Raw genomic sequence first — 21,327 nt, 5'->3', positions numbered from 1 at the left:
GGAATTCTTGTCGGAGTCGGTATGGTGGGATCTTCAAGTTTGACGGGTTGCGCGAAAGAGCCGTATGAGCTCGAACTGGTCGGTTACGACTACACGGATCGGGCATTGCTGGACTTCGCGGTCAACGGCATATCGGGTGGCAACGTCTTTTTGAGTACAAAGACATCGGGTGGCGGCAAATACGCCTGCTGTGTGCTGCTCGATCGTTCGACGAAAACGCCGTTCACGATCGACGTCGACTACATGCGCGAAGCACTCGTGGCCTATCCGTCGGACAAGATTGTCGAACCCGCCGACAAGGATCATCTGAAGGCGCATGTCGAAGTCAAAGGGCCTATTCCGGAGAAGCCTGCATATCTCGAAGTGCACTTCTATCCGGATGGACATATCGAAGGCGCGATTTCAGGTGACGACGGCCCTTCGCCACCGCGTTTGAAGCTCGAACGCCGTTTGCCTTACGTTCGCTGACGGGGCAGACATGCTCGACGATACCCAGCTTCCGCCATTGGCAGGATTACGCTCGTTGTCGCTCGAAGAGCGCAGGCAACGGGCGGCCGCAATCGCTTGCCTTGACCCGTCGAAAAAGCCCGGAACGCCTGACTGTTCCCAGACGGTATGGGTCTCGGTGTTCTTTGATGGAACGGGCAACAACCGCTTCAACGACACACCGAAACTCAAGCACAGCAACGTCGCGCGGCTCTTCCTGACACATCCGGAAAGCGATGACGAGTTGGGCAAGTACGCCATCTATGTTCCCGGACTCGGTACGCCGTATCCGGAAATCGGCGAGCATGACTACAGCACGATGGGGCTTGGCGTGGCATCGGGCGGCGACGCGCGGCTTGTGAAAGCGCGCGCTGATTTCGACAAACTGGTGGCGAAAGCCAAAGCACGCGCAAAAAATCCGTCACAGCCGATACGCATGATCAATCTGGCGCTGTTCGGCTTTTCGCGCGGTGCGGCACTTGCACGGGCTTTCGCGATTCGAATTGCGAAAGACTGTCGCCAGGGTGCCGGCGGCTGGACGTATCAAGGGCATCCCATTCGCCTCTATTTCATGGGACTGTTCGACACCGTCGCTTCGGCCGGCGTGCCCGCAAGCGCCAAAACGTATGATCACAGTCCTCTCGTCAGGATTGGCACCTATGTCATTTCGCCGTTGGCAGGCATCGGATTGTCCGTCACGAGCAAGGACGGCCACTACGAGTGGGCGAAGGATCTGCGCATACCGGCGATGGTGGAGCAGTGCGTTCACTACATCGCCGCACATGAAGTCAGAGACTCGTTTCCGCTCGATTCCGTGCGTGACGGAAAGCACTATCCTGCCAATGTTCACGAAGTCATCTATCCGGGTGTGCATTCGGACGTCGGCGGCGGATACGCGCCGGGCGAGCAGACGCGCGCCTTGAAGGACGAAGACAAACTCAGCCAGGTGCCGCTGCTTCATATGTATCGCGCGGCAAGAGCGGCGGGCGTACCGCTGTCCGCGCTTGACATTCTGGGTCCGGGTATCAAGGGGGCGTTCGACGTTTCGTCAAAGACAGCCGCGCTCTTCGACTCGTACATGAGCCGCGCGAAGGCAAGCGGCCCCGTTGAGAAAGCGACGTCGGATCATCTCTTTCAGATGTATATCGCGCGCAGCTATCTGTCGAAGCTCACGAACGACGAGAAAGCCCAGGCGCGGGTTGCGGCAGCCGAACAGGTACTGACCGAGACCCACAATAACGACCTCGTGCCGAACGTCAGGAAGGAACTCGCCATTATCACGGCGGATGGCAACGCTGTGAATGAGGCGACTGCTTCCGCCGAGACCAAACGGCTTGACGGCGGCAAACTCAGCTTGCGGGAAGAGACGCTTGCAAGAGCATATGAGGATGTCTCGCTGATTGTCGGCGAGGCGGAACAGCGCGACCGTTTGCTCGACTTCTTCGACTATCTGGTCCACGATTCCGTCGCGGGTTTCGCGAAAGATTTTTCCAAGTTGCAGAATTGGCGGATGGTGTATTTCGGTCAGGTTGCGTACGAGCCGGCAAACGATTGGAGTCTGTCGGGACCTGCATCGCCGCTTTGAAGCCATGTAGCACAGGCCTCGTCGCCGCCTGCAGAACAAATCATGAAATGACTGTTCTTCGCCGCAGTAGCAGCGACTGGTCTGCTGACGTTCCTAGCCTGTGACAGCGGCTTGCACTTCTGCCAGTTGTTGAATGAGTCGTTCCGGGACACTTCCGGTCACTCGGCAGCAGCCCCTTTATTGTCAATGTGAAAGGAACATGATTGTGCAGAGAACCGGAATTGCGCTTTGTGTGGCAATTGTGCTTACTGGCAATGCGTCAGCGGCAGTCGCAGACCCGAACAGTCTCGAATGCTCTGTTGACCAGAAAGAGGTGTCTCACGATCTTGAGGTGAAGCAGTCCAATGGTGTCATCGTCAGCTTTTCGTATCTGTCCAGCGTTCCCATGCAGGGTCTCGCGACGAATTGCACCATAGATTCCAGCTTGGTCAAGGGTACACCCATCGTCTCCGGTACTACGACTACATACCCGATGCTGGACGGTGATGTTTTGACGGTCACAAAGACGGCGCGTGGCTTCCTGTTCGATATGTCGAAGTTGGACCAGGTGAAATACTGCAGCGGTACTATCGCGACGAAAATTCTCCTTCAGCCTGGGAAAAAGAAGTGTGTGCTCATGCCTTGAACGGTGTACTGAAATAGTTCGCGATTTTGTGAGGTGGCATCGAAGGTTCTCTCGCGACGCGAGCGTCTCGGGTAACCGCGCAGTGGTCATTGCAGGGCCGTCTGAACTGCCCTGCCGATGTGCTAGATGAAACTTCGATGCCGAAACTTCTGCGTGGTCTGTAACTTTCCCGGCTCGAACAGAGGAACTGCGACCATCCGCTAACGAGAATGCCGAAGGTCCGCTCCGGGTCGTGAGTACGCACTGCCGACTGGCAGCTTCCGGGAAGCGGAATTCCACTGGCCGCTTTCCGGCGATGAATTTGAAGAGCGGGCTGACGCAGCCCGACCCAACCCGGCCGTTCGACGCTCGGTACACCGAGGGTCTCTTGACGAAGAGCAACGGGCAGTCGCTCGATCTCCCGACGACGCATCGTCGGTCACAGCCGACGTTCAACGACAGTGCAAGGTTCGACGGCTATCGACTTCGAGGAGCTGCGACCGGCTGATGTGGCGATGACGTGGCTCGCGCAGCCAACTGCATCTTTGCGTAAGGATCCATGCCGATAGCCGGTACTGGCCTGCCGATGAAGTATCCTTGCGCGGCATCGCATCCAAGCTTACTGACAAAGGCGAGTTGCTCCTCATTCTCCACGCCTTCTGCGACGGTTTCCAAACCAAGCGCGCGAGCGAGTGCCACCATCGCTTCGATCATCGCACGAGCCTGCCGACAGGTCTCATCAACGGTGAGCTGCTGCACAAACGACTTATCGATCTTGATGCGGTCGACGGGTAACCTTGTAAGGTACGAGAGGCTTGAGTAGCCGGTGCCAAAATCGTCGAGCGAGACGGTCGCGCCGAGCTTGCGGACGGCTGCGAGCGAGCGCGCAGCGCCTAGGAAGTCACTGACGATGACCGTCTCCGTCACTTCAATATCGAGTACTGAAGGGCATACGCCGGCCGCGTCGGCCGCCTTCGAAACCAGTGCGGCAAGATCGGTGTTTTGGATCATCGCAGCCGAGAGGTTGACGGCGACCTTGAACCCCTTGCGATCCGTGGCCTGCCATTTCGCCGCCTGGCGTAATGCGAGATGGATCAACCAATCTGCCGTCGCCTCGTAGGTTGGCGACTCGAGCAGGACATCGAGGAAAGCGGCTGGCGCAAGGAATCCTAATTGGGGATGATTCCATCGCAAAAGCGCCTCTGCACCATAAATACACCCGGTGTCCAGGTCCAGTTGTGGCTGGTAATGCAGTTCGAACTGGCACGCCGCGCTGGCACTCTCCAGATCTGCGCGTAGCCGAAGGCGATGCGAGAGACGCTGCGCGTCCTCCTTGCTAAACGACCAAACATGCGAGCCGCCCTGGCGCTTCGCCTGATACATAGCGGTGTCGGCATTGCGCAGCAACTGGTCGGCATTCGCGGCTGAAATCGGGTACCGCGCCAATCCGATGCTCGCGCTTACCGACGCGCGCACGGACGCCGTCTCAATGCGCTCCCGCATGCGAACCACGATGTTGCGAGCAACGCGCGCGGCCGCGTCTTCAGGCGCGTCAACGACGAATACCACGAACTCATCACCGCCGATACGCGACGCATAGGCCCGTTCACCGAGCGAGCCCGAAATACGCTCGCCGATCACACGCAGGACTTCATCCCCAGCCGCGTGGCCAAACGAATCGTTGATTTCCTTGAAGCGGTCCAGGTCGATGAAGAGTACATCGATGGAACTGGCGGTGCCGTCATCGATGAGACGGTTAAGGCGCGTAAGCAGCTCGCGCCGGTTAATGAGGCCGGTGAGCGCATCATGCGTGGCTTGCTCCGACAAACGCGCCGACATCTCGCGCGCCTCGGTGACATCGCGCACCAGCACGGTGATGCCGTCTTCGCAGGGGAATGCCCGCGCTTCGAACCAGGTATCGAGCGGCGCGTAGAATTCGGTCGCGGTACTAGGTAATCCAGTCTTGGCCGCCTGCCGATAAGCTTTCTCGTAATTCGACCCAACAAGGTCTGGATATTCAGCCCAGATTTCGCGACCTATCAACTCTGTCGACGAACGCTTCAGCAGCCGCGCGGCGGTGCGATTGACGTTTCGAAACTTCCACTGCCGGTCGAGCAACATTACTCCGTCCGTAATGTGATCGAGCACCTGAAAGTCTTCCACGCCTTTGCCTCCCTCAGCAGACTATCGGAGTCCGCTATCTGTCTGAGAATCACGAGCCGATATCGTAGGACAGTTGGCCGCCTTTGTGAACGGTGAAGTCAGTTGGCCTCTACCGGCGCGTCGGTCGCGCTCTCATGACGACCGTCTATGAGCATGGCCATGGTCCGCTTGACCGTTATGGAGTGCATGGCGTTCAGGTCACATGCGGCTGTGGGTCCTCAACCTCAGACATCACCATCAATCATCGCTCGCCACCTCATTTCCCTCGTTCGCGTCTTGCATGCCGGGCTGTCCGTTGCTCAGCCATTGCCCGCCTCGCCAGCATGCCCAAAGTGTGTATCTCCTTTTCAACGTCCGAGGTCCACGGACGACCATAGTTAAGCCGGATGTGACGACGAAATTCGCGGCCGCATGAAAAGATTGGACCGGGTGCTATGGCAATTTCGTGCGCTTCCGCCATTTCGAACAACTGCAACGCCTCCACGCCTTCTGGAAGCTGCACCCATAGAAAGAATCCGCCCGGCGGCCGGACCAACAGTGTCCCTTTGGGGAAGTACCTGACAACTGCGGCGACCATCCGGGTCTGAAGGGACGACAGTTCGCGGCGTAGCTTACGTAGAAGCCTGTCGTATTCCCCATGCTCAAGATAGTCCGCAATTGCGCATTGCGCGGGCACAGACGCCGGCGCTGTCGTCAGCCAGCTCGCGTGCTCAATTCTCGCGGCGTAGCGCCCCGCTGCGACCCAACCGAGGCGCAGCCCCGGCGCAAGGCTCTTCGAAAACGAACCGCAGTGCAGCACGAGACCTTTAGAATCGAAGCGCTTCGCCGGATATGCCGGCGTCAAGCCGAAATGCAGCTCGCGAAATACGTCGTCCTCGATGAGCGGCACGTCATGTTTCGCCAGCAACCTCACGAGCGCCTCCTTCCGTTCATCGGAGAGCGTCGCGCCCGTAGGCTGCTGCAGCGTCGTCATAAACCAGCAAGCCCGGACCGGATGCTGCTGCAACGCGTCCTCTAATACGCCGAGGTCGAGTCCAAGGTGTGGATCGACAGGGATTTCCACGGCCTTCAGACGGAGGCGCCTAACCGTATCCTGCACAGCAAGGAAAGCAGGCCGTTCTATTGCGATGGTGTCGCCCGGCCGCGTCAGAACCTGCAGACAGAGTATCAGTGCATCGAGCGCGCCACTCGTCACAACAACCTCATCGATTGGAACCGTAACACCCGTCACAATGTAGCGTAGGGCGATCTGGCGACGCAGATCTGCTTCCGCCTCTCCCGCAGACAAGGCGTTCCGGCAACTCGCCATCCTCCGGGTTGCTGCCGTCAAAGAGCGCGAAATCCGGCTAAACGGAAACAGCAGCGCAGATGGTTCCGAAGAGCCAAGCCCCGGATGCGCGCATCGACGTTGAGCCTTCATGAAACGGATAATCAGGCTGTCACCATCAGCCTCCTCGATACTGCGCTTCGAAAGAAGCGTCAGTGATTTCGTTGGCGTGGACCGACTTGCGACGAAATAACCCGAGCGAGGTCTTGCGACGATCAGGCCTCGTCGTTCGAGAGTGTAGTAAGCCTGGAAAATGGTTGAAGGGCTCACGCGGTACGAACTGCTCGCCCGGCGCACCGATGGAAGCCGTACACCGGGCACAAGCGTACCGTTCGTAATCAGGTTCTCGAACTCCGCCGCCAGTTGGAGATAGCGCTTCATTATTATGTTATGCTAATTAAGTGAAACTGTCCCGACCCGATACGGTTGCCGGTGTAACAATTCGCTTAGAAGTTTCGGACCCGCCAGCCGAGCACAGTCGAGGCTCCTGCGCCAGTTGAGGACGGTGCGTTGGCGGCCTCGAGAAATACCTTCAGCCGGCCGGCGCTGAGTGCGCGGCTATAGAAGAACCCTTGACCAAACTCGGCACGGCTCGCCCGCGCGACATTGTGATGCGCCGCGTTCTCAATGCCTTCGACAACGACCACGGCGCCCATGTCGTGGCCCATGCTCGTCAACGCACTGATCTGTCTGGAGCGCTCATTGGGATCCATTCCCATCACCTCCCTGCCGATCTTCACCATCTCAAAGCTCATGTCTGCTGGCAGTTCAGGTCCGAGGTCAGTGGGACGCACGGCCGACAGGGCAAAACGCATTCCTTTATCGCGCGCCTGCGCCATCATCGGGATGAGACGTTTTTTAAACTTCTTCGCATTGCCTGCCCCGATCTTTAGTATCACCGGCGGAAGACCGAGGGAGCCAATCTCGCCTAGAACGGCGATGAACGCGGAACTCACCAGGTAAGCAGCAGGAGCGGAAACGCCCAGGTAGAGCGCTTTCGGAGCGCCGATTTCCCCCAGTTCCTGAGCGGCGCGCGACAGGACCAATCGCGTCATCGGTCCGATCAGATTACTGTTCTCAATGAGCTTCATATAGTGAGCGGGGCCCAACGCGCCGTACTTCTGATTGTCCCATCGCAACAACGCGTCGACGCCAACGCATCTGGCTCGCCTGATCCCAACGACGGGTTGGTACTCAACATGGAACTCGCCGCGACGCAGCCCAGCACGCGCAGCACGCAGCAGCGACTTCTCGTAGCGAAACCAGCTTTTGAGGGCCCAACAGGCAACAACGATCAGGCCTCCCGCGAGGATCGGCCACAATACAAACCTCAATATGGTCCATACTGAAGTATGTTGCGCGGCAGTCCTGGCCGGGGGCTGTGCCCGGGCACGTGCGTCGGTGCCGATCGAAGGCGAGACCGATCGCTCTTCGCAACCCTTCCCCGGCGAGCAATTTGGGGACGACATCGTTGCCGATTCGGACGAGTGCTCCGTCCGGTCGACCCGCGAATCAATCGCGGCTACCGCGTCAGAAGCCAGAAACCCGTCTCGAACTGCCGCTGCGTGGCCGCGAATTTGCCAAGGCAGCTCCATTAGCAGCATCACAACTTTCGGCGCCAAACTGTCCGTTGCAGCAGCGGTGCCTGTGACAACGGCACGCGTGTCGTCGAGCGAATCGCAAGTATTGGTCCGTATCGGCATCGGACCGGCGACCGGTCCGGCAACGGCAGCGGGAAAAACTGGCAACTGCGCAATAGATCCGCAGGCTGAGCCAAAGCGAATTGGGAGCGCCGGTGGATCAGCGAGCCAGTGCGTCAATTGCTGCCAGACGTTGCGTTCAAATGTGAGAATGCGACCCGAATCCGTTTCGAGTGGACCCGCAAGAGCGCGCGAGATGCCTGCGCAGATGACCAGGACGACTGCGAACCCTCGACTCGAGGCACGACAAAGCGCAGTGAAGGCGCTGCGCCTGATTGTTGATACGGGGAATCCAAATACCATTGATTTATCGCTAAAAGAATTCGGCCTGAAAATCGTTATCAATCGGACCGCTACGCGTAGGCGAAACATTGAAAGAAATGAACCGTTCTGCGCCGCACTTTGCCAGCGTGTGTGCGTCCGCAATAGAAGCAGATGGCAAAAGAAAAGCCGTATCAGATTGAAAAGCGGTTATCTTCGGGCGTCAGGCGCGGGGCGAGCGCGGCGGTCCGACGCCCCCAATGCTTTTTTTGTGAGGAGCACGCGAGGTGAAACGATACGAGCGGTTAGCCGACCAGATCAGTGAACTCATCAAGCGCGGTGATCTGCCACCCGGCGCACGTATTCCTTCGGTTCGCGCGGCGTGCAAGGCATGGGGCGTGAGCCCCGCGACGGTGTTTCGCGCCTACTACCTGCTCGAAAATAGGGGCATGATTAGAGCGCGTCCGCGTTCAGGCTATTTCGTGTCGCCGAACACCGGACAATCGTCGCGGCAAAGGTCCGCGAGCTCGACGGGTGTCGACCCGAAGACCGTCAATATCAGCGACCTTGTCTTCGAGGTTCTCAAGACGATCAGGCAGCCCGAGACTGTCCCGCTTGGTTCCGCGTTCCTGAGCCCCGCGTTGTTTCCAATGGCGCGCGTCGGCAAGTCGTGCGCGACTGTCAATCGTTCAACGGACCTGGCTAGCATGGGTGACTCTCTTCCGCCGGGGCACGAGGGATTGCGTCAACAGATTTCGTTGCGTTACCTGATGGCAGGGATGACCGTGCCCGTCGACGAGATCGTCATTACCAGCGGTGCACTCGAAGCCCTGACGCTCGCTGCCCAGTTGCTCGTCGCTCCAGGCGATGTGATCGTGATCGAAAAGCCGACGTTCTATGCAGCGCTGCAGGCTATCGAGCGTCTGAGGCTGAACATAGTGGAGATTCCTGTCGACCCGGTACACGGTCATGATCTGGAAGCGCTCGCGCGGGCGCTGGAGCAATATCCCGTTCGGGCCTGCTGGTTCATGACCTCGTTCCACAACCCGACCGGGGTGACGCTGGGCGATTCCAAAAAGCAGGCGCTAGTTGATCTGCTCGCCAGACACGACGTGCCGCTCATCGAGGATGACGTCTACAACGAGTTGCATTTTGGCCAGGATCCGGTGCGTCCGGCCAAATTCTTCGACCGGAAAGGTCTTGTCATTCATTGTGGATCGTTCGCGAAGTGCCTTGCGCCCGGATATCGCATCGGCTGGGCGGCAGCCGGAAGGTTCGCGCGCGGACTGGAAAGTGCGAAATGGATGACCACGCTATCGGCCAGCATGCCGGCACAGCGCGCAATCGCCGACTATCTGGAGCACGGCGGCTTTGAACGGTTCCTGCGCAAACTACGTCGCGAGTTGGCCAATCAGCAATCACAGATGCTCGACGCGATCAACCGGTACTTCCCGGCCAATACGACGGCGACTAAGTCTGACGGCGGCTATTTCACATGGGTAGCGCTGCCGGATCACGTAGACGCGATACAGTTCTTCCAGGCTGCGCTCAGTAGTGGCATCAGCGTCGCGCCAGGACCTATCTTCTCTGCGGATGGCGCTTTTCGCCATCGCGTGCGTCTGAACTATGGATACCCGTGGTCGGCACGGCTCGATAGAGCGACCGCGACACTAGGCGCCCTGTGCGCCGATGAATCGCGTTGCGGCGCAAAGCTGGCCGGTCCGGTTAAACCAGCATGACGCGGACGTCGATCTCGCGTCGAACTTAACCGGGCAGGCCGGTCCGTGAATCGTTAAGCTCACGCACGACAATACGCGCATGCCCGCGACCTTCGCACAAACATTGCGGAATCGGGCGCGGGAAACCGGGCTTCGCAACTCAATGACGAGATAGCGCCGCCCGCGGTACAAAGCATTACGTGCTCGAAGGGCTTGCACGACGGGCGGATCGGCTTCGCGCCCGGATACGAAAGCTCACTAGGGCAATCGCTAACGGACTATTCCGGAGAGAGGGTGATCAGCCTGCCGAGGGTCCTCTTTCGGTATCGAAGCCGACGCCTGAACGTCGTTCTTGGCGTCCTCGCGAACGACCGCAGATGGCCGATTATGTGAGGTCGCCAACGGCCGCTTTATGGCACTCCAGTTCGCGAAAACCTTGATTCGACTGACTGACCGCTTTGGAGACGGCCGTCTGACCGGAGAGGGTCGACACCGGTCCGATGACCCTCACCGTGAAAGTGATTGCCGTGATAAGGCGGCAGTTATCACGGCGAGAGTTGGGGAGGTCCGCGTCTGCCGGCTGTTCGGCCATACCTGAAGACTACAGACGAACGCGTACTTGCGACTTCGCAGACCGTCGCCTCACGCCGATCACGCAGCGCGATGTCGCCGAGACGTTCTGATGCAATCACACGCTTTATCGGTGTATTAAGAACCGGCTCGAAGAACAATTGATTGGCATTGAGAATCGCGCGATGAACGAACTGGCGTCACTATTCACGCACGATCACCTATGCGGATCGGAATGCCGACCGACCCAGACGTTCCTGACGAGATTGCGAAAAGAAAACGGCATTCCTTTCGGATGCTGATTTTCTTATGACGAGCAAGTTGCCAGGTGTCACGCCGGCACGAACGGCACTTGTAACCGCATGAAGGTCCGACACATGGCACGCGAGGTCGGCGACGAATCGAATAGCGTCCGATGCGCGATTCTCAAGATAGCTGACGACGAACCGTTGTAACGGCAGTTGCTTGCGGTCAAACACGTCTCTGTCTGTCACCTGTCAATTACAGGTCATCCGCCGAAGCGCTATATACATCATCACGGAATCCTCGAACGTAGACAGATTCAATCCCGTTGCATCGTTTATCTTTTTTAACCGATAGTCGAGGGTATTTCGATGTATTCCGAGCGCTTTTGCGGTGCGAGTAGGATGAGCCTCGTGTTCATACCACACGTTCAGCGTGTGTTGCAGAAGGGGCGCATCCCGTTCGGTGTCCAACAGGCGCCGCAGCGGCAATAAAAGCTCCGCAAGGGCCCAGTTGTCAGGTAGCGTTGAGAACAGGACCGCAAGCCGATGGTCATAATAGGAGAAACAGTGCTCCCCAGCGCCATTGCTGCGCTGTGCCTCGCCTGCTTGCAGCGTGTTGATGGCGCAAGTCCAAGATTGTCTGAGGCCATCGATGTTTGGCAGAGCGACGCCAAGCGCAAGAAGAAATGAACGCTTGCAGACCGATGCTATTAGCGTCTTTACTTCGTGCAGCACCTTGTGCGCCGTCTCTGCGGCTTGATACGGGTTAGCTGCGTCAACCTCGAACTCACGGAAAATGGCCAACTCACTGAGAGAACTCCGTGCGACCATGAAATCGGGGCGCTGCGCGGTAAGGTGAGCCTGAACTTGTTCCAGCTCGGACAAGAGAGCGTTCTGGTCAGTTTGATTGAAGGTAAAGCGACATAAAACCGCGCATCGAGTCACGGTCAGGTCTATTCCCAGCCGCTCGGCCCAAGCAGCGAGGTCTTCACGAGAGCTTTCTGAACGTTCGTTGATGGCCTGCCGGATGAACTCTTCTTTGTGTCGTTCCTCTCGCCTGAGCTCTAGCGTCAACTGTTCTCGCTCGAGAATAAGCTGAGCCATTCCTTGTAGCAGTTTTCCAAACCGACGAACTTCATCGGGTGCGCCGGTCAGCCCGACGACTCCAATCAATTTCCCGCGTACCACCAGGGGTAGGTTGACGCCCGGGCGAACGTTCGTGATTCGAGCCGCCGTGGCGTCGTCAATCTCGACTTCCCGCGAGCTGCCCAACACCATCTGCGCGCCGCTGTGAAAAGTGCCGACACGCGTTGGGTCCGTGCTCGCGACCACGGACCCTTTCGCGTCCATCACATTGATATCGAACGGCAGTACGTTCGTTACCTGCTCGACGATCTGTGCCGCAAGTCTGGAGTCAATTCGCCCGTTCATTCTCGGGAGAATAGCAGGTGGCGGCTCACAAATCAGCAGGCGAGCATGGGTTCCTGCGTTGCCAGGCGTTCAATTTCTGCCGGAAGAATGACGCGCAGGAGATTTGTCGAGCCCGGAAGACCGAATGGCACGCCGGAAGCGACCACGACCGCCTTATTGGACGTGTTCAACCCGGTTGCCTGGACCGCAGATACGGCAAGGGACACGACGTCCTCGGTGGTTTCGGCCGCGGCGCTTGTGCGCGCCATGACGCCCCACGCAAGACACAAGCGGCGAGCAATCTCAATTCGTGGACCAAGGCTTAGAATTGACGCGCTGGGGCGCAGACGAGCTACCCTCAGGGGAGTGCCCCCGGTCGTGGTGTAAGTGACGGCTACGGCCACGGGCAATGTACGAGAGATTGCTTGTATCGCCGCACCAATGGCGTCGGTTCCATCAGCGACCGGGTCAGTGCCACTAGCCTTCATCAAGCGGCGATGTAGCGGGTCCGCCTCCGTTTTGTCGATGATTCTGGACATAAATTGAACTGCCTCGACAGGGAACTGCCCAGAAGCTGACTCGGCGGATAACATCACCGCATCGACGCCATCATAAACCGCCGTCGCGACATCTGATGCCTCCGCGCGGGTCGGGGTACTCGCTGTTGTCATTGACTCCAGCATCTGTGTTGCCACGATGACAGGCTTTCCGGTTCCTCGCGCCAGCTGTACGAGATGCTTCTGAACGGCCGGAACATCTTCGGGTGGCATTTCGACGCCCAAGTCTCCGCGTGCGACCATCAAGCCATCTGACGCGTCCAGAATATCGACGATGTTCTCAAGCGCTTGCGGTTTCTCAATCTTCGAGACGATGGCAGCCCGCTCGCCGATGAGTGCGCGCGCTTCGATGACATCCTCGGCACACTGAACAAACGAGAGTGCTACCCAATCGACGCCGAGGCTCAGACCGAATGCCAGGTCTGTCTTGTCTTTCTCTGACAACGCGGGAATAGAGAGGCGCGCTTCCGGCACGCTCACACCTTTGCGGTCGGAGATGCACCCGTCCGTCTCCACGCATGTAACGATGCGTTCAAGGTCCGCGCTGATGACTCGAAACTGCATCTTTCCATCATCGACCAGGAGTCGGTCACCGGGTGACACTGCGGAGAAGATTTCAGGGTGCGGCAAATGTACCCTGGTGCCATTGCCGGGTGCTTCGTTTGTGTCGAATACGAACTCGTGCCCACGGTGAAGCGTAGGGGCTTGCTCTGCGAATTTTCCGACTCGAAGCTTTGGTCCCTGCAGGTCAATGAGGATACCCAGAGGCCTTCCCAGTCGAGCTTCGACATTGCGGATCATTGCGTGGCGACTTGCATGGTCCGCGTGGCTGCCGTGGCTGAAGTTAAGGCGGAATACGTTGGCTCCCGCAATAGCGAGGCTTTCAATGATTGCTTCTGTAGAGCTGGCTGGGCCGAGAGTGGCGACAATTTTCGTAGAGCGCATGGACGTGTTCCTGTTGATTGAGGGGCCGTGTCGAAGGCGGCCTACTACCTTTTGATCGCCATTCCCAAGCGAACGGCCGCAGCAACGTTTCGCGCAGTGGCTTGCAGGTTGGCAGCGGCCTCTCGTAGAGCGTCATCCAACGAGCACGCGCGACGTACGGATGGGAAGGCGGCGTGAATGCCGACATGATTAAGGTCCTCGATGTCTGCGGTCACGGCGCCACCTAGCGCTATGACCGGCACGCCCAAACGGGCGGCAACCCTGGCAACCCCCATGGGTGCTTTACCACGGGATGTCTGGCCATCGACGCAGCCTTCCCCCGTTATGACGAAGTCGGCGCCTACGATGGCCTGCTCCAACCCAAGCGCGTCCGTGATAATTTCGGACCCCGGTCGCAGATTCGCACGCAAAAACGCGAGCATGGCCGCACCCACTCCGCCTGCCGCCCCGGCCCCAGGAGTTGTCGCCACCGGGAGGTCGAAGTCGCGTTGAATAACATCTGCGACATGACGCAACGAGGCGTCAAGGACGGGAATCATCTCCAATGTGGCCCCTTTTTGAGGGCCGAAGACGGCTGAGGCTCCCGTTGGGCCACACAATGGATTGTCGACATCGCAAGCTACGTCGAACGTGCAGGCTGCGATTCGTGCGTCGAGTCCACTACAGTCTATGTGTTTGAGTCTTTGCAGGTCTGCGGCGCCGTCGGAGATGTCTCGGCCGTCGCTGTCCAGGAAGCGGATCCCTAGAGCGTTTAAGAATCCGACGCCGCAATCATTGGTCGCACTTCCACCAAGTCCGACGATAAAGTGGCGCGCGCCGGCGTCTATCGCAGCCAGAACAAGCTCGCCCAAACCGCGACTGGTCGCGACCCGTGGGTCGCGTTCGTGTGACGAAAGCAGGTGCAATCCGCAAGCGGACGCCATCTCGAGAATGGCCACTCGGGTGTCGGTCAAGCCAAAATCCGCCTCAACCGGGCGGCCCAACGGGTCACGCACCGTTGCGGAGTGCAATCGCGCCTTCAGTGGTTCCTTTAGCGCGTTGACTGTGCCTTCACCGCCGTCCGCGATGGGTAGGCTGGCAAATCGGGCGTGAGGAAACACCTCGGAAAATCCTGCCTGGATAAGCCGGGCCGCTTCGGCAGCAGATAGACTCTCTTTGAAAGAATCCGGGGCGATGACAATTTTCACGGAAGGGCCTGCTCGCTGGAGTGATTGGCGAGAATGGTACGGACCCGTGCGAGCGTCGCCATCGTGCAAATGCACGGTTCCATGGCGTACTTCAGTGGGGTTTTTCAGGCAGATGCACAGTCACGACAACTGGCACCATCTGTTCCCGCAAATTGAGGGTAGAGGTGAAGGTACGACTTCAGATCTCGGCCTCTGTGAAATCAACAGACTGGCGCCACCTCGCGGGCCGACTACTATCCGGACGATGGCGAGAGCGACGTCAACGACGGTATCAATTGCCGGCAGGGGCGTTCACAACGTTTCTCGGTGAGCCCTGAACATACGCTGTGACGTTGTCCATTAGCTGGTCGGCGAGCGACTGAATTGCTTCCTTGCTAGCCCACGCGACGTGAGGCGTCAGGATGAACCCAGGGTGATTCAGGATTTCATTCAACGGGTTGTCGCTTGACAACGGCTCCTCAGTCACTACATCGAAGCCAGCACCTGAAATCAAGCCATCCTGGAGCGCACGGACAAGGGCGCCTTCATTCACGAGCCCGCCCCGAGCAGTGTTAATGAGAAGCGGGCGACGCTTCATTTGCACAAATTCGGCGTCGTCTATTAGGTTCCTGGTTTCATCAACGAGCGGACAATGGAGCGTGATGATGTCGGATTCTGCGAGGACACGTTCGAACGGGGTGTAGAGGACGCCCATGTCATCGCGACCCTTGAAAGCCGAAAACAAAACTTTCATCCCTAGAGCTTTTCCGATTTCGGCGGTCGCCCTGCCCAACGCACCATCACCGATAACGCCGAGCGTCGAACCTGCCACGTCGCTGATGGGGTAATCGAAGAAGCAGAACTGGTCGGACTCTCGCCAACGGCCTGCTTGGACTGCAGTGCGATAGGGCGCGAGGCTCCTGCGAAGGGCAAAAATCAATGCGAATGTGTGCTCGGGGACCGTGTTCACCGCGTAGTTCCTGATGTTGCACACTGTGATACCTCGCTCGTTGCACGCGGAAAGGTCCACGTTGTCCGAGCCAGTGGCCGCGATGGCGATTAGCTTCAGGTTTTTCGCTTGCGCGAGGGCGTCGCCACCGAGCTTCACCTTGTTGGTGATGACGACGTCTGCATTGCGAATACGCTCGCCGACCTGGTCGGGCTTCGTTGAGTCGTGCAGCTCGAGCGTGTGTCCGAACGGTAGCTCCTTCAAATTTGTCGTTGGTGGAATTGTCGCTTTGTCGAGAAAGACGACCCGAAGACAAGAGGATGACATGACGTATTTTTCCTTGAGGCTGCATTTTTTACAGGAGGCGCGCGTCGGCCGGAGTCGGCGACGCATGCCTTAATGGACGGGCTGGCGCGAGACGAAGATGTCTTTAGTCGTCTCTCGGCCCTCGCGCCAGTTGCGCTTTGAATGTGCTTCGATCGAGCGCACGTTCCCACTTCGCCACCACAATCGTCGCGATGCCGTTGCCAATGACATTGATGAGCGCACCACCTTCCGAGATGAACCGATAGATACCAAGCACGAGCACGAGGCCTGCGACTGGGATACCTGGGACAGAGCTCAGCGTTGCGGCCAGGACGATGAAGGCTCCGCCGCTGACGCTCGCTGCCCCCTTCGACGTTAGCAGCAGGACGAGGAGAAGGGTTATCTGGTGTCCAATGCTGAGCGTGCTGTCTGTGGCTTGCGCGATGAAGATTGCGAGGACGGTCATATTGATACAGCTGCCGTCGAGATTGAAAGAATATCCAGCCGGCACGACCAGACCGACCACGGATTTCTCGCAGCCAAGTCGCTCGAGCTTTGCCATCAGTCGGGGCAGGGCAGATTCAGACGACGAAGTGCCCAAAACCAGAAGCAGTTCTTCTCGGATGTATCGAAGGAACGCGATGAGGCTGAAGCCTGCAAGTCGGCACACCGCTCCGAGAATGACGAATACGAAGACAAAGCCAGTCAGGTAGTAGGTCAAGAGAAGCTGACCGTAAGAACCCAACGAGATAACCCCGTACTTGCCGATAGTGAAAGCAATCGCTCCGAATGCCCCAAGAGGCGAGACATACATCACGATTCGAACCATATTGAAGAACGTGTTCGCGCCGGCATCGATGACGCTAAGTAACGGCTTCCCACGCTCACCGAGCATTTGCAGCGCAAACGCAAAAATGACTGAAACGAACAACACTTGCAGGATGTCGCCTTCGGCAAACGCACCGAAGACGGTCGAGGGGATGATGTGCGAAAGAAAGCCGACTACGCTCTGGTCGTGGGCTGCTTTCGTGTAAGCAGCAATCGCCGAGACGTCGAGCGTCTTCGGGTCGATATGCATGCCACTGCCAGGCTTCATGATATTCACGGCAATAAGGCCGATTGCAAGCGCCAGCGTCGTCATCAACTCGAAGTAAATCAGAGACTTCACCCCTACGCGACCGACCGACTTTATGTCGTTCATGCTGGCGATGCCGTGAACCACAGTGCAGAAGATGAGCGGGGCAATCATGAGCTTGATGAGCTTTAGGAAGTTGTCTCCCAATGGCTTCATCGCTTCGCCAGCCGACGGATAGAAATGTCCAAGGAGAATGCCCAGAACCACCGCTATCAATACCTGTATGTAGAGGTGCTGAAACCACCGCTTCCTGGCGCGTGGCTTCGCTTGTGGCTCGACGGAGGCTTCCGTTGCGATGCTCATAATTGTCTCCTGCAAGATGTCTGGAAATGTGGGTCGGCTTATCTGCCGTTCACCGGTAAGGGACCGGCCCTGCATCTGCGAAGACGGATTTCGTCGCGCAGAGCGGGGACCAGTCACGCTGTGCTGCTTATATAACTTCCGATATTTCGATAAGGTTCAGGTCTGGGTCGCGAACGTAGACAGAGCGAATCTTCTGAACGGCACCCGTGCGTTCGACTGGACCTTCAAGAATCGGCCATCCGCAACGGTTAAGATGCGCGATGACATCATCGAGCGGGACGACGGCAATGAAGCACAGGTCGAGCGCGCCGGGGACGGGGAGATGCGCTTTCGGCTCGAACTCGGTGCCCTTCACGTGCACGTTGATTTTTTGATTTCCAAATTGGAAAGCGATGCGTCCTTCGCCGAACGTCTGCAGGTGCATTTGCAGCACTTCCGTGTAAAAGCGCTTCGTTGCGACCAGGTCGACGCAAGTGAGAACGAGATGGTCCAGATGGTCGATGAGTGCCATCTCAGACTCTCTCTGCGAAGGCGCGCTGCTCCGGAAGCCCGTCTTTCGATAGACAGGGCATCGAGTGCAAGTCGAGGCGTCGGCCAGCCTTCAGCAACTGACTGGGCACGTCGTGCCCGATGAGGGTCGGGAGTGTGGCGGAGGCGGCGAGCAACTCAGCAAGGTGGACTCCGGTGTTGTAGCCGTCGAGCTCCAGCATGTGAACAAGCTCTTCAGTGCAGACATTCCCTGTTGCGCCCGGCGCATACGGGCAGCCGCCGAGACCACCAAGTGAAGAATCGAAGCGATCTATACCGGCTTCAAGTGCTGCGAGGGTGTTGGCAAGGGCCATGCCGCGTGTATTGTGGAAGTGCAGCGTAAGCTCGAGCTCAGGAAATTCATTGCGTGCGTCAGTACACAACTGTTGCACTTGCGAAGGGTAGGCCATGCCAGTTGTGTCGCACAAAGTCACCCCATGCGCGCCCAGTTCAGCAAAACGCGCCATCCAGCGAAGCACCTCCGTCTGCTCGACGTCACCCTCCATTGGACAACCCATCGCAGTTGAAAGAGATACGTTGATAGCAACCTTTGTCTGCTTCACAACACTGATGACATCCCCGAGTTGGGCAAACGAGTCCTCGCGACCCATGCGAAGGTTGGTCCGGTTGTGACTCTCGCTTACAGACATAACGAGGTTCACTTCATCGACGCCGCACGACAGCGCGCGTTCAGCCCCGCGGATGTTCGGAACAAGCACCGTGTAAATCACGCCGTCACGCCGCTGGATGCCGTGCATGACGGCCTCGGCGTCTCGAAGCGCAGGTATCGCTTTCGGTGAAGTGAACGACGTCACTTCAATCTTCGCGTACCCGCACGCGCTCAACCGGTCGACCAAGGCAATCTTTGCATCGGTGTCGACAAACTGAGCTTCATTCTGGAAGCCGTCGCGCGTAGCGACCTCTTGGATAAAAAGGCGTTTACCTTTCATGGCAGCGTTCCTCTCAATCAGATAATGTCGCGCGAGCGCCACGCGTCTCGCGTCGCCTGGTCGATGCCAACTCGCTCCAGGACAGCGTCCGTGTGCTGGCCGAGCGTCGGGGCAAATGATTCGACCGCGCCCGGCGTAGCGCTAAGCTTGGGGACGATGCCTGGGACCAGTACCGGGGTTCCGTCCGGTAATTGGGCCTCGAGAATCATGTCGCGGGCGTGGTAGTGGGGGTCGCTAGCAATGTCTGCGACGTCGTAGATTTTCCCGGCAGGAATTCGTGCTTCGTTGAGTGCGGCGAGAACGTCCTCGAGCGGCTGACGTCCTGCCCAATCGCTGATGGCTGCATCGATGCGTTGTACCTGCTTTACGCGTCCATCGTTCTGCGCGAGGGCAGGGTCGTCCGCAAGGTCGCTCCGTCCGATGAGGTCCATCAGGCGGCGGAAGATGCTGTCACCGTTGCCGGCAATGAGCGCGTATTTACCGTCGGCACAGCGGTAGGCGTTAGAGGGCGCGATACCTGGCAGGCTGCTGCCCGCTGGTTGACGTACCGCACCGAAAGCAGAGAACTCAGGGAGAAGGCTCTCCATCATGTTGAAGACCGACTCATAGAGTGCAACGTCAATCATTTGCCCTTCGCCGCCGTTTTGGTCGCGATGGCGCAACGCCAGGAGGATGCCAATGACGCCGTGTAATGCGGAGAGAGAATCGCCAATAGAGACCCCAACGCGCACCGGGGTGCGACCGGGCTCGCCGCTCAGATGACGCAGGCCGCCCATTGCTTCGGCTACGACGCCGAATCCAGGCCGGTCGCGATAAGGACCCGTTTGTCCGTAGCCCGAAACCCGAAGCATGACCAAGCGCGGGTTCAGCGCGTGAAGCTCTTCCCAACTCATCCCCCAGGCTTCTAACGTTCCCGGACGGAAGTTTTCGATGAGTACGTCGCTCTCTGCGACGAGCTTGCGTGCTATGTCCTGTCCCTCGGCTGAGCGAAGATCGAGCGTGAGGGACTGCTTGTTGCGGGATTGAGCAGCCCACCAGACTGAGGTGCCCTCGTGCAGGAGGCGCCATTTCCGGAGCGGGTCGCCGGTTCCCGGGGGCTCAATCTTGGTTACGTGTGCGCCAAATTCGGCCAACATCTTTCCCGCAAACGGACCAGCGATGAGTTGTCCCATCTCCAGCACGCGTACGCCTTCGAGCGGCTTTTTTGTCACGAATGTCTCCTGTGAAGCGTCGTTTAACCGATGCTTCACTTTGAGACAAAGGGCTCGACGTGAAAATCGACGATTTCTCAACGACCCTTTCCATTTCGGAAAGGGTCGGGCGGCGGACTATGCGTCGCTCCGCCCGGCCATGAAGTTGAAGAGTCGAGTCGCTTCAGGGGATAGATCATCCAGCGACCGCGTGCCAATGAAAAGCGTTCGGTCGGCCCAGTCGTCGACTAGCTGCACCTGACGTAGTCCGGAGGCAAGAATTTCGTTGCGGACGGCCGCTTCGGGCAAAACGCCGATGCCTAGCCCCTGCTCAATCATTCGGCAGATTCCGTCGAAGCTGCTCACCTGAATGCGAACATTGAGAGTCCGTTCGGCGGAAAACGCTGCAGCGAGCAGGCGCGCGAGGAGCGAACTGCCTTCGTTCAACCCGACATACTCGAAATCAAGCGTGTCGACGAAGGCAACGCTTTCAAGGAGGGCGAGTGGATGGTCATTGGGGACGAGCAATACCAGCTTATCCCGTCGATAGACGACTTTCTCGATGCCCGGAGCGGGAACATTGTCGGCGAATATGCCAATGTCGACATCCCCGCTCTTGACCGCAGCAACGATATCTCCACTAAGTCGTTCCTCCAACGAAATCTTGACGCTGGGGTTGTCAGTGAGGAAGGTGCGAACGTCGCGCGGCAAGAACTGGACGATTGCGGACGTATTCGCCCACATCCTCACGTGCCCACGTACTCCCACGGCGTAGTCACTCATTTCGTTGGCCATGCGATTCACGCGTTCGACCACCTGCCGGGCATGTACAAGAAGCCCCTTACCTGCGCCGGTTAATTCGACCCCACGAGGCTGCCTCAGCAGAAGCGCGCATCCGGTGCTTCGCTCAAGGTCGGCAATCCGTTTGCTGACTGCCCCGAGTGTAAGGTTCATTCGCTCAGCAGCTTTCGTGAGGCTCCCGAACTCTGCGACCACGATGAAGAGTCGGAGCGAGTGCAGGTCGTAATGGAAGTAACTCGACATAGTGCGGCAAGCGGAAGTAGGGTTAAGTGCCTGAGTGGGAGTGTATTGCACTTTTGTCGAAGTGCACCCCAAGTGCTTGTAGCCCTGGTGACTCAACGCTGGCGAACCCTAAAGGTGGGCGGTAGCGAACACAAAATTGCCCGTCGCGAGCACTGGCATCCTTAAGTTTTTGGCTCGTGGTATGT

General features: G+C 58.3%; 16 protein-coding genes. 4 read left to right on the top strand and 12 right to left on the bottom strand.

The features are described 5' to 3' along the window. The first annotated feature begins 21 nt into the window (after nt 1-21). The 3 genes from QEN71_RS12235 (at nt 22) to QEN71_RS12225 (ending at nt 2,696) form a co-directional block, all read left to right on the top strand. Nucleotides 22-468, top strand: a complete 447-nt coding sequence (locus QEN71_RS12235; RefSeq protein ID WP_201662995.1) for a DUF3304 domain-containing protein — start codon at nt 22-24, stop codon at nt 466-468. Nucleotides 469-625: 157 nt separating this feature from the next. After that, nucleotides 626-2,071, top strand: a complete 1,446-nt coding sequence (locus tag QEN71_RS12230; RefSeq protein WP_290468249.1) for a T6SS phospholipase effector Tle1-like catalytic domain-containing protein — start codon at nt 626-628, stop codon at nt 2,069-2,071. A 199-nt stretch (nt 2,072-2,270) separates the two neighbouring features. Beyond that, a complete protein-coding gene (locus QEN71_RS12225) occupies nt 2,271-2,696 on the top strand; it encodes a hypothetical protein (RefSeq protein ID WP_201662978.1) in 426 nt (141 codons plus the stop codon). A gap of 456 nt (nt 2,697-3,152) precedes the next feature. Here QEN71_RS12225 and QEN71_RS12220 read toward each other — a convergent pair whose 3' ends face one another. The 3 genes from QEN71_RS12220 to QEN71_RS12210 form a co-directional block, all read right to left on the bottom strand. Beyond that, nucleotides 3,153-4,838, bottom strand: a complete 1,686-nt coding sequence (locus tag QEN71_RS12220; RefSeq protein WP_201658433.1) for a sensor domain-containing protein — start codon at nt 4,836-4,838, stop codon at nt 3,153-3,155. A 256-nt stretch (nt 4,839-5,094) separates the two neighbouring features. Then, entirely contained in the window at nt 5,095-6,546 is a 1,452-nt protein-coding gene (locus tag QEN71_RS12215; RefSeq protein WP_201658431.1) for an aminotransferase-like domain-containing protein, read from the bottom strand. A gap of 65 nt (nt 6,547-6,611) precedes the next feature. Continuing rightward, nucleotides 6,612-7,487, bottom strand: coding sequence for an EAL domain-containing protein (locus tag QEN71_RS12210; protein WP_233472072.1), 876 nt, complete (start codon nt 7,485-7,487; stop codon nt 6,612-6,614). A 926-nt stretch (nt 7,488-8,413) separates the two neighbouring features. Between QEN71_RS12210 and QEN71_RS12205 the strand changes: the two genes are divergently transcribed. Beyond that, on the top strand, nt 8,414-9,865 hold the full coding sequence (locus tag QEN71_RS12205; RefSeq protein WP_201658427.1) for an aminotransferase-like domain-containing protein: 1,452 nt from the start codon (nt 8,414-8,416) through the stop codon (nt 9,863-9,865). Nucleotides 9,866-10,911: 1,046 nt separating this feature from the next. Here QEN71_RS12205 and QEN71_RS12200 read toward each other — a convergent pair. From QEN71_RS12200 to QEN71_RS12160, 9 genes are all read right to left on the bottom strand, one after another. Next, complete coding sequence (locus tag QEN71_RS12200) at nt 10,912-12,090, bottom strand: sugar diacid recognition domain-containing protein (RefSeq protein ID WP_201658425.1); 1,179 nt, start codon at nt 12,088-12,090, stop codon at nt 10,912-10,914. 32 nt (nt 12,091-12,122) lie between these two features. Further along, nucleotides 12,123-13,571: a pyruvate kinase gene (gene pyk, locus QEN71_RS12195; protein ID WP_201658423.1), complete on the bottom strand. Its 1,449-nt coding sequence runs from the start codon at nt 13,569-13,571 to the stop codon at nt 12,123-12,125. Nucleotides 13,572-13,615: 44 nt separating this feature from the next. Further along, nucleotides 13,616-14,758, bottom strand: coding sequence for a glycerate kinase (locus tag QEN71_RS12190; RefSeq protein ID WP_201658421.1), 1,143 nt, complete (start codon nt 14,756-14,758; stop codon nt 13,616-13,618). A 271-nt stretch (nt 14,759-15,029) separates the two neighbouring features. After that, on the bottom strand, nt 15,030-16,013 hold the full coding sequence (locus QEN71_RS12185) for a D-2-hydroxyacid dehydrogenase (protein ID WP_201658419.1): 984 nt from the start codon (nt 16,011-16,013) through the stop codon (nt 15,030-15,032). A gap of 103 nt (nt 16,014-16,116) precedes the next feature. After that, entirely contained in the window at nt 16,117-17,430 is a 1,314-nt protein-coding gene (locus QEN71_RS12180; RefSeq protein ID WP_201658416.1) for a dicarboxylate/amino acid:cation symporter, read from the bottom strand. Between the two features lie 127 nt (nt 17,431-17,557). Then, entirely contained in the window at nt 17,558-17,941 is a 384-nt protein-coding gene (locus QEN71_RS12175) for a VOC family protein (protein WP_201658413.1), read from the bottom strand. A 1-nt stretch (nt 17,942) separates the two neighbouring features. Next, a complete protein-coding gene (locus QEN71_RS12170) occupies nt 17,943-18,908 on the bottom strand; it encodes a hydroxymethylglutaryl-CoA lyase (RefSeq protein WP_201658411.1) in 966 nt (321 codons plus the stop codon). 17 nt (nt 18,909-18,925) lie between these two features. Next, nucleotides 18,926-20,080 (bottom strand): CaiB/BaiF CoA transferase family protein, encoded by a 1,155-nt coding sequence (locus tag QEN71_RS12165; RefSeq protein ID WP_233472073.1) that lies wholly within the window; start codon nt 20,078-20,080, stop codon nt 18,926-18,928. A gap of 156 nt (nt 20,081-20,236) precedes the next feature. After that, nucleotides 20,237-21,142: a LysR substrate-binding domain-containing protein gene (locus QEN71_RS12160; protein WP_201658407.1), complete on the bottom strand. Its 906-nt coding sequence runs from the start codon at nt 21,140-21,142 to the stop codon at nt 20,237-20,239. Nucleotides 21,143-21,327 lie beyond the last annotated feature (185 nt).

This window comes from Paraburkholderia sabiae (assembly GCF_030412785.1).
GTDB lineage: Bacteria > Pseudomonadota > Gammaproteobacteria > Burkholderiales > Burkholderiaceae > Paraburkholderia > Paraburkholderia sabiae.
Note: the sequence above shows the minus strand (reverse complement) of the source record. Positions and strands in the feature narration are given on the sequence as shown.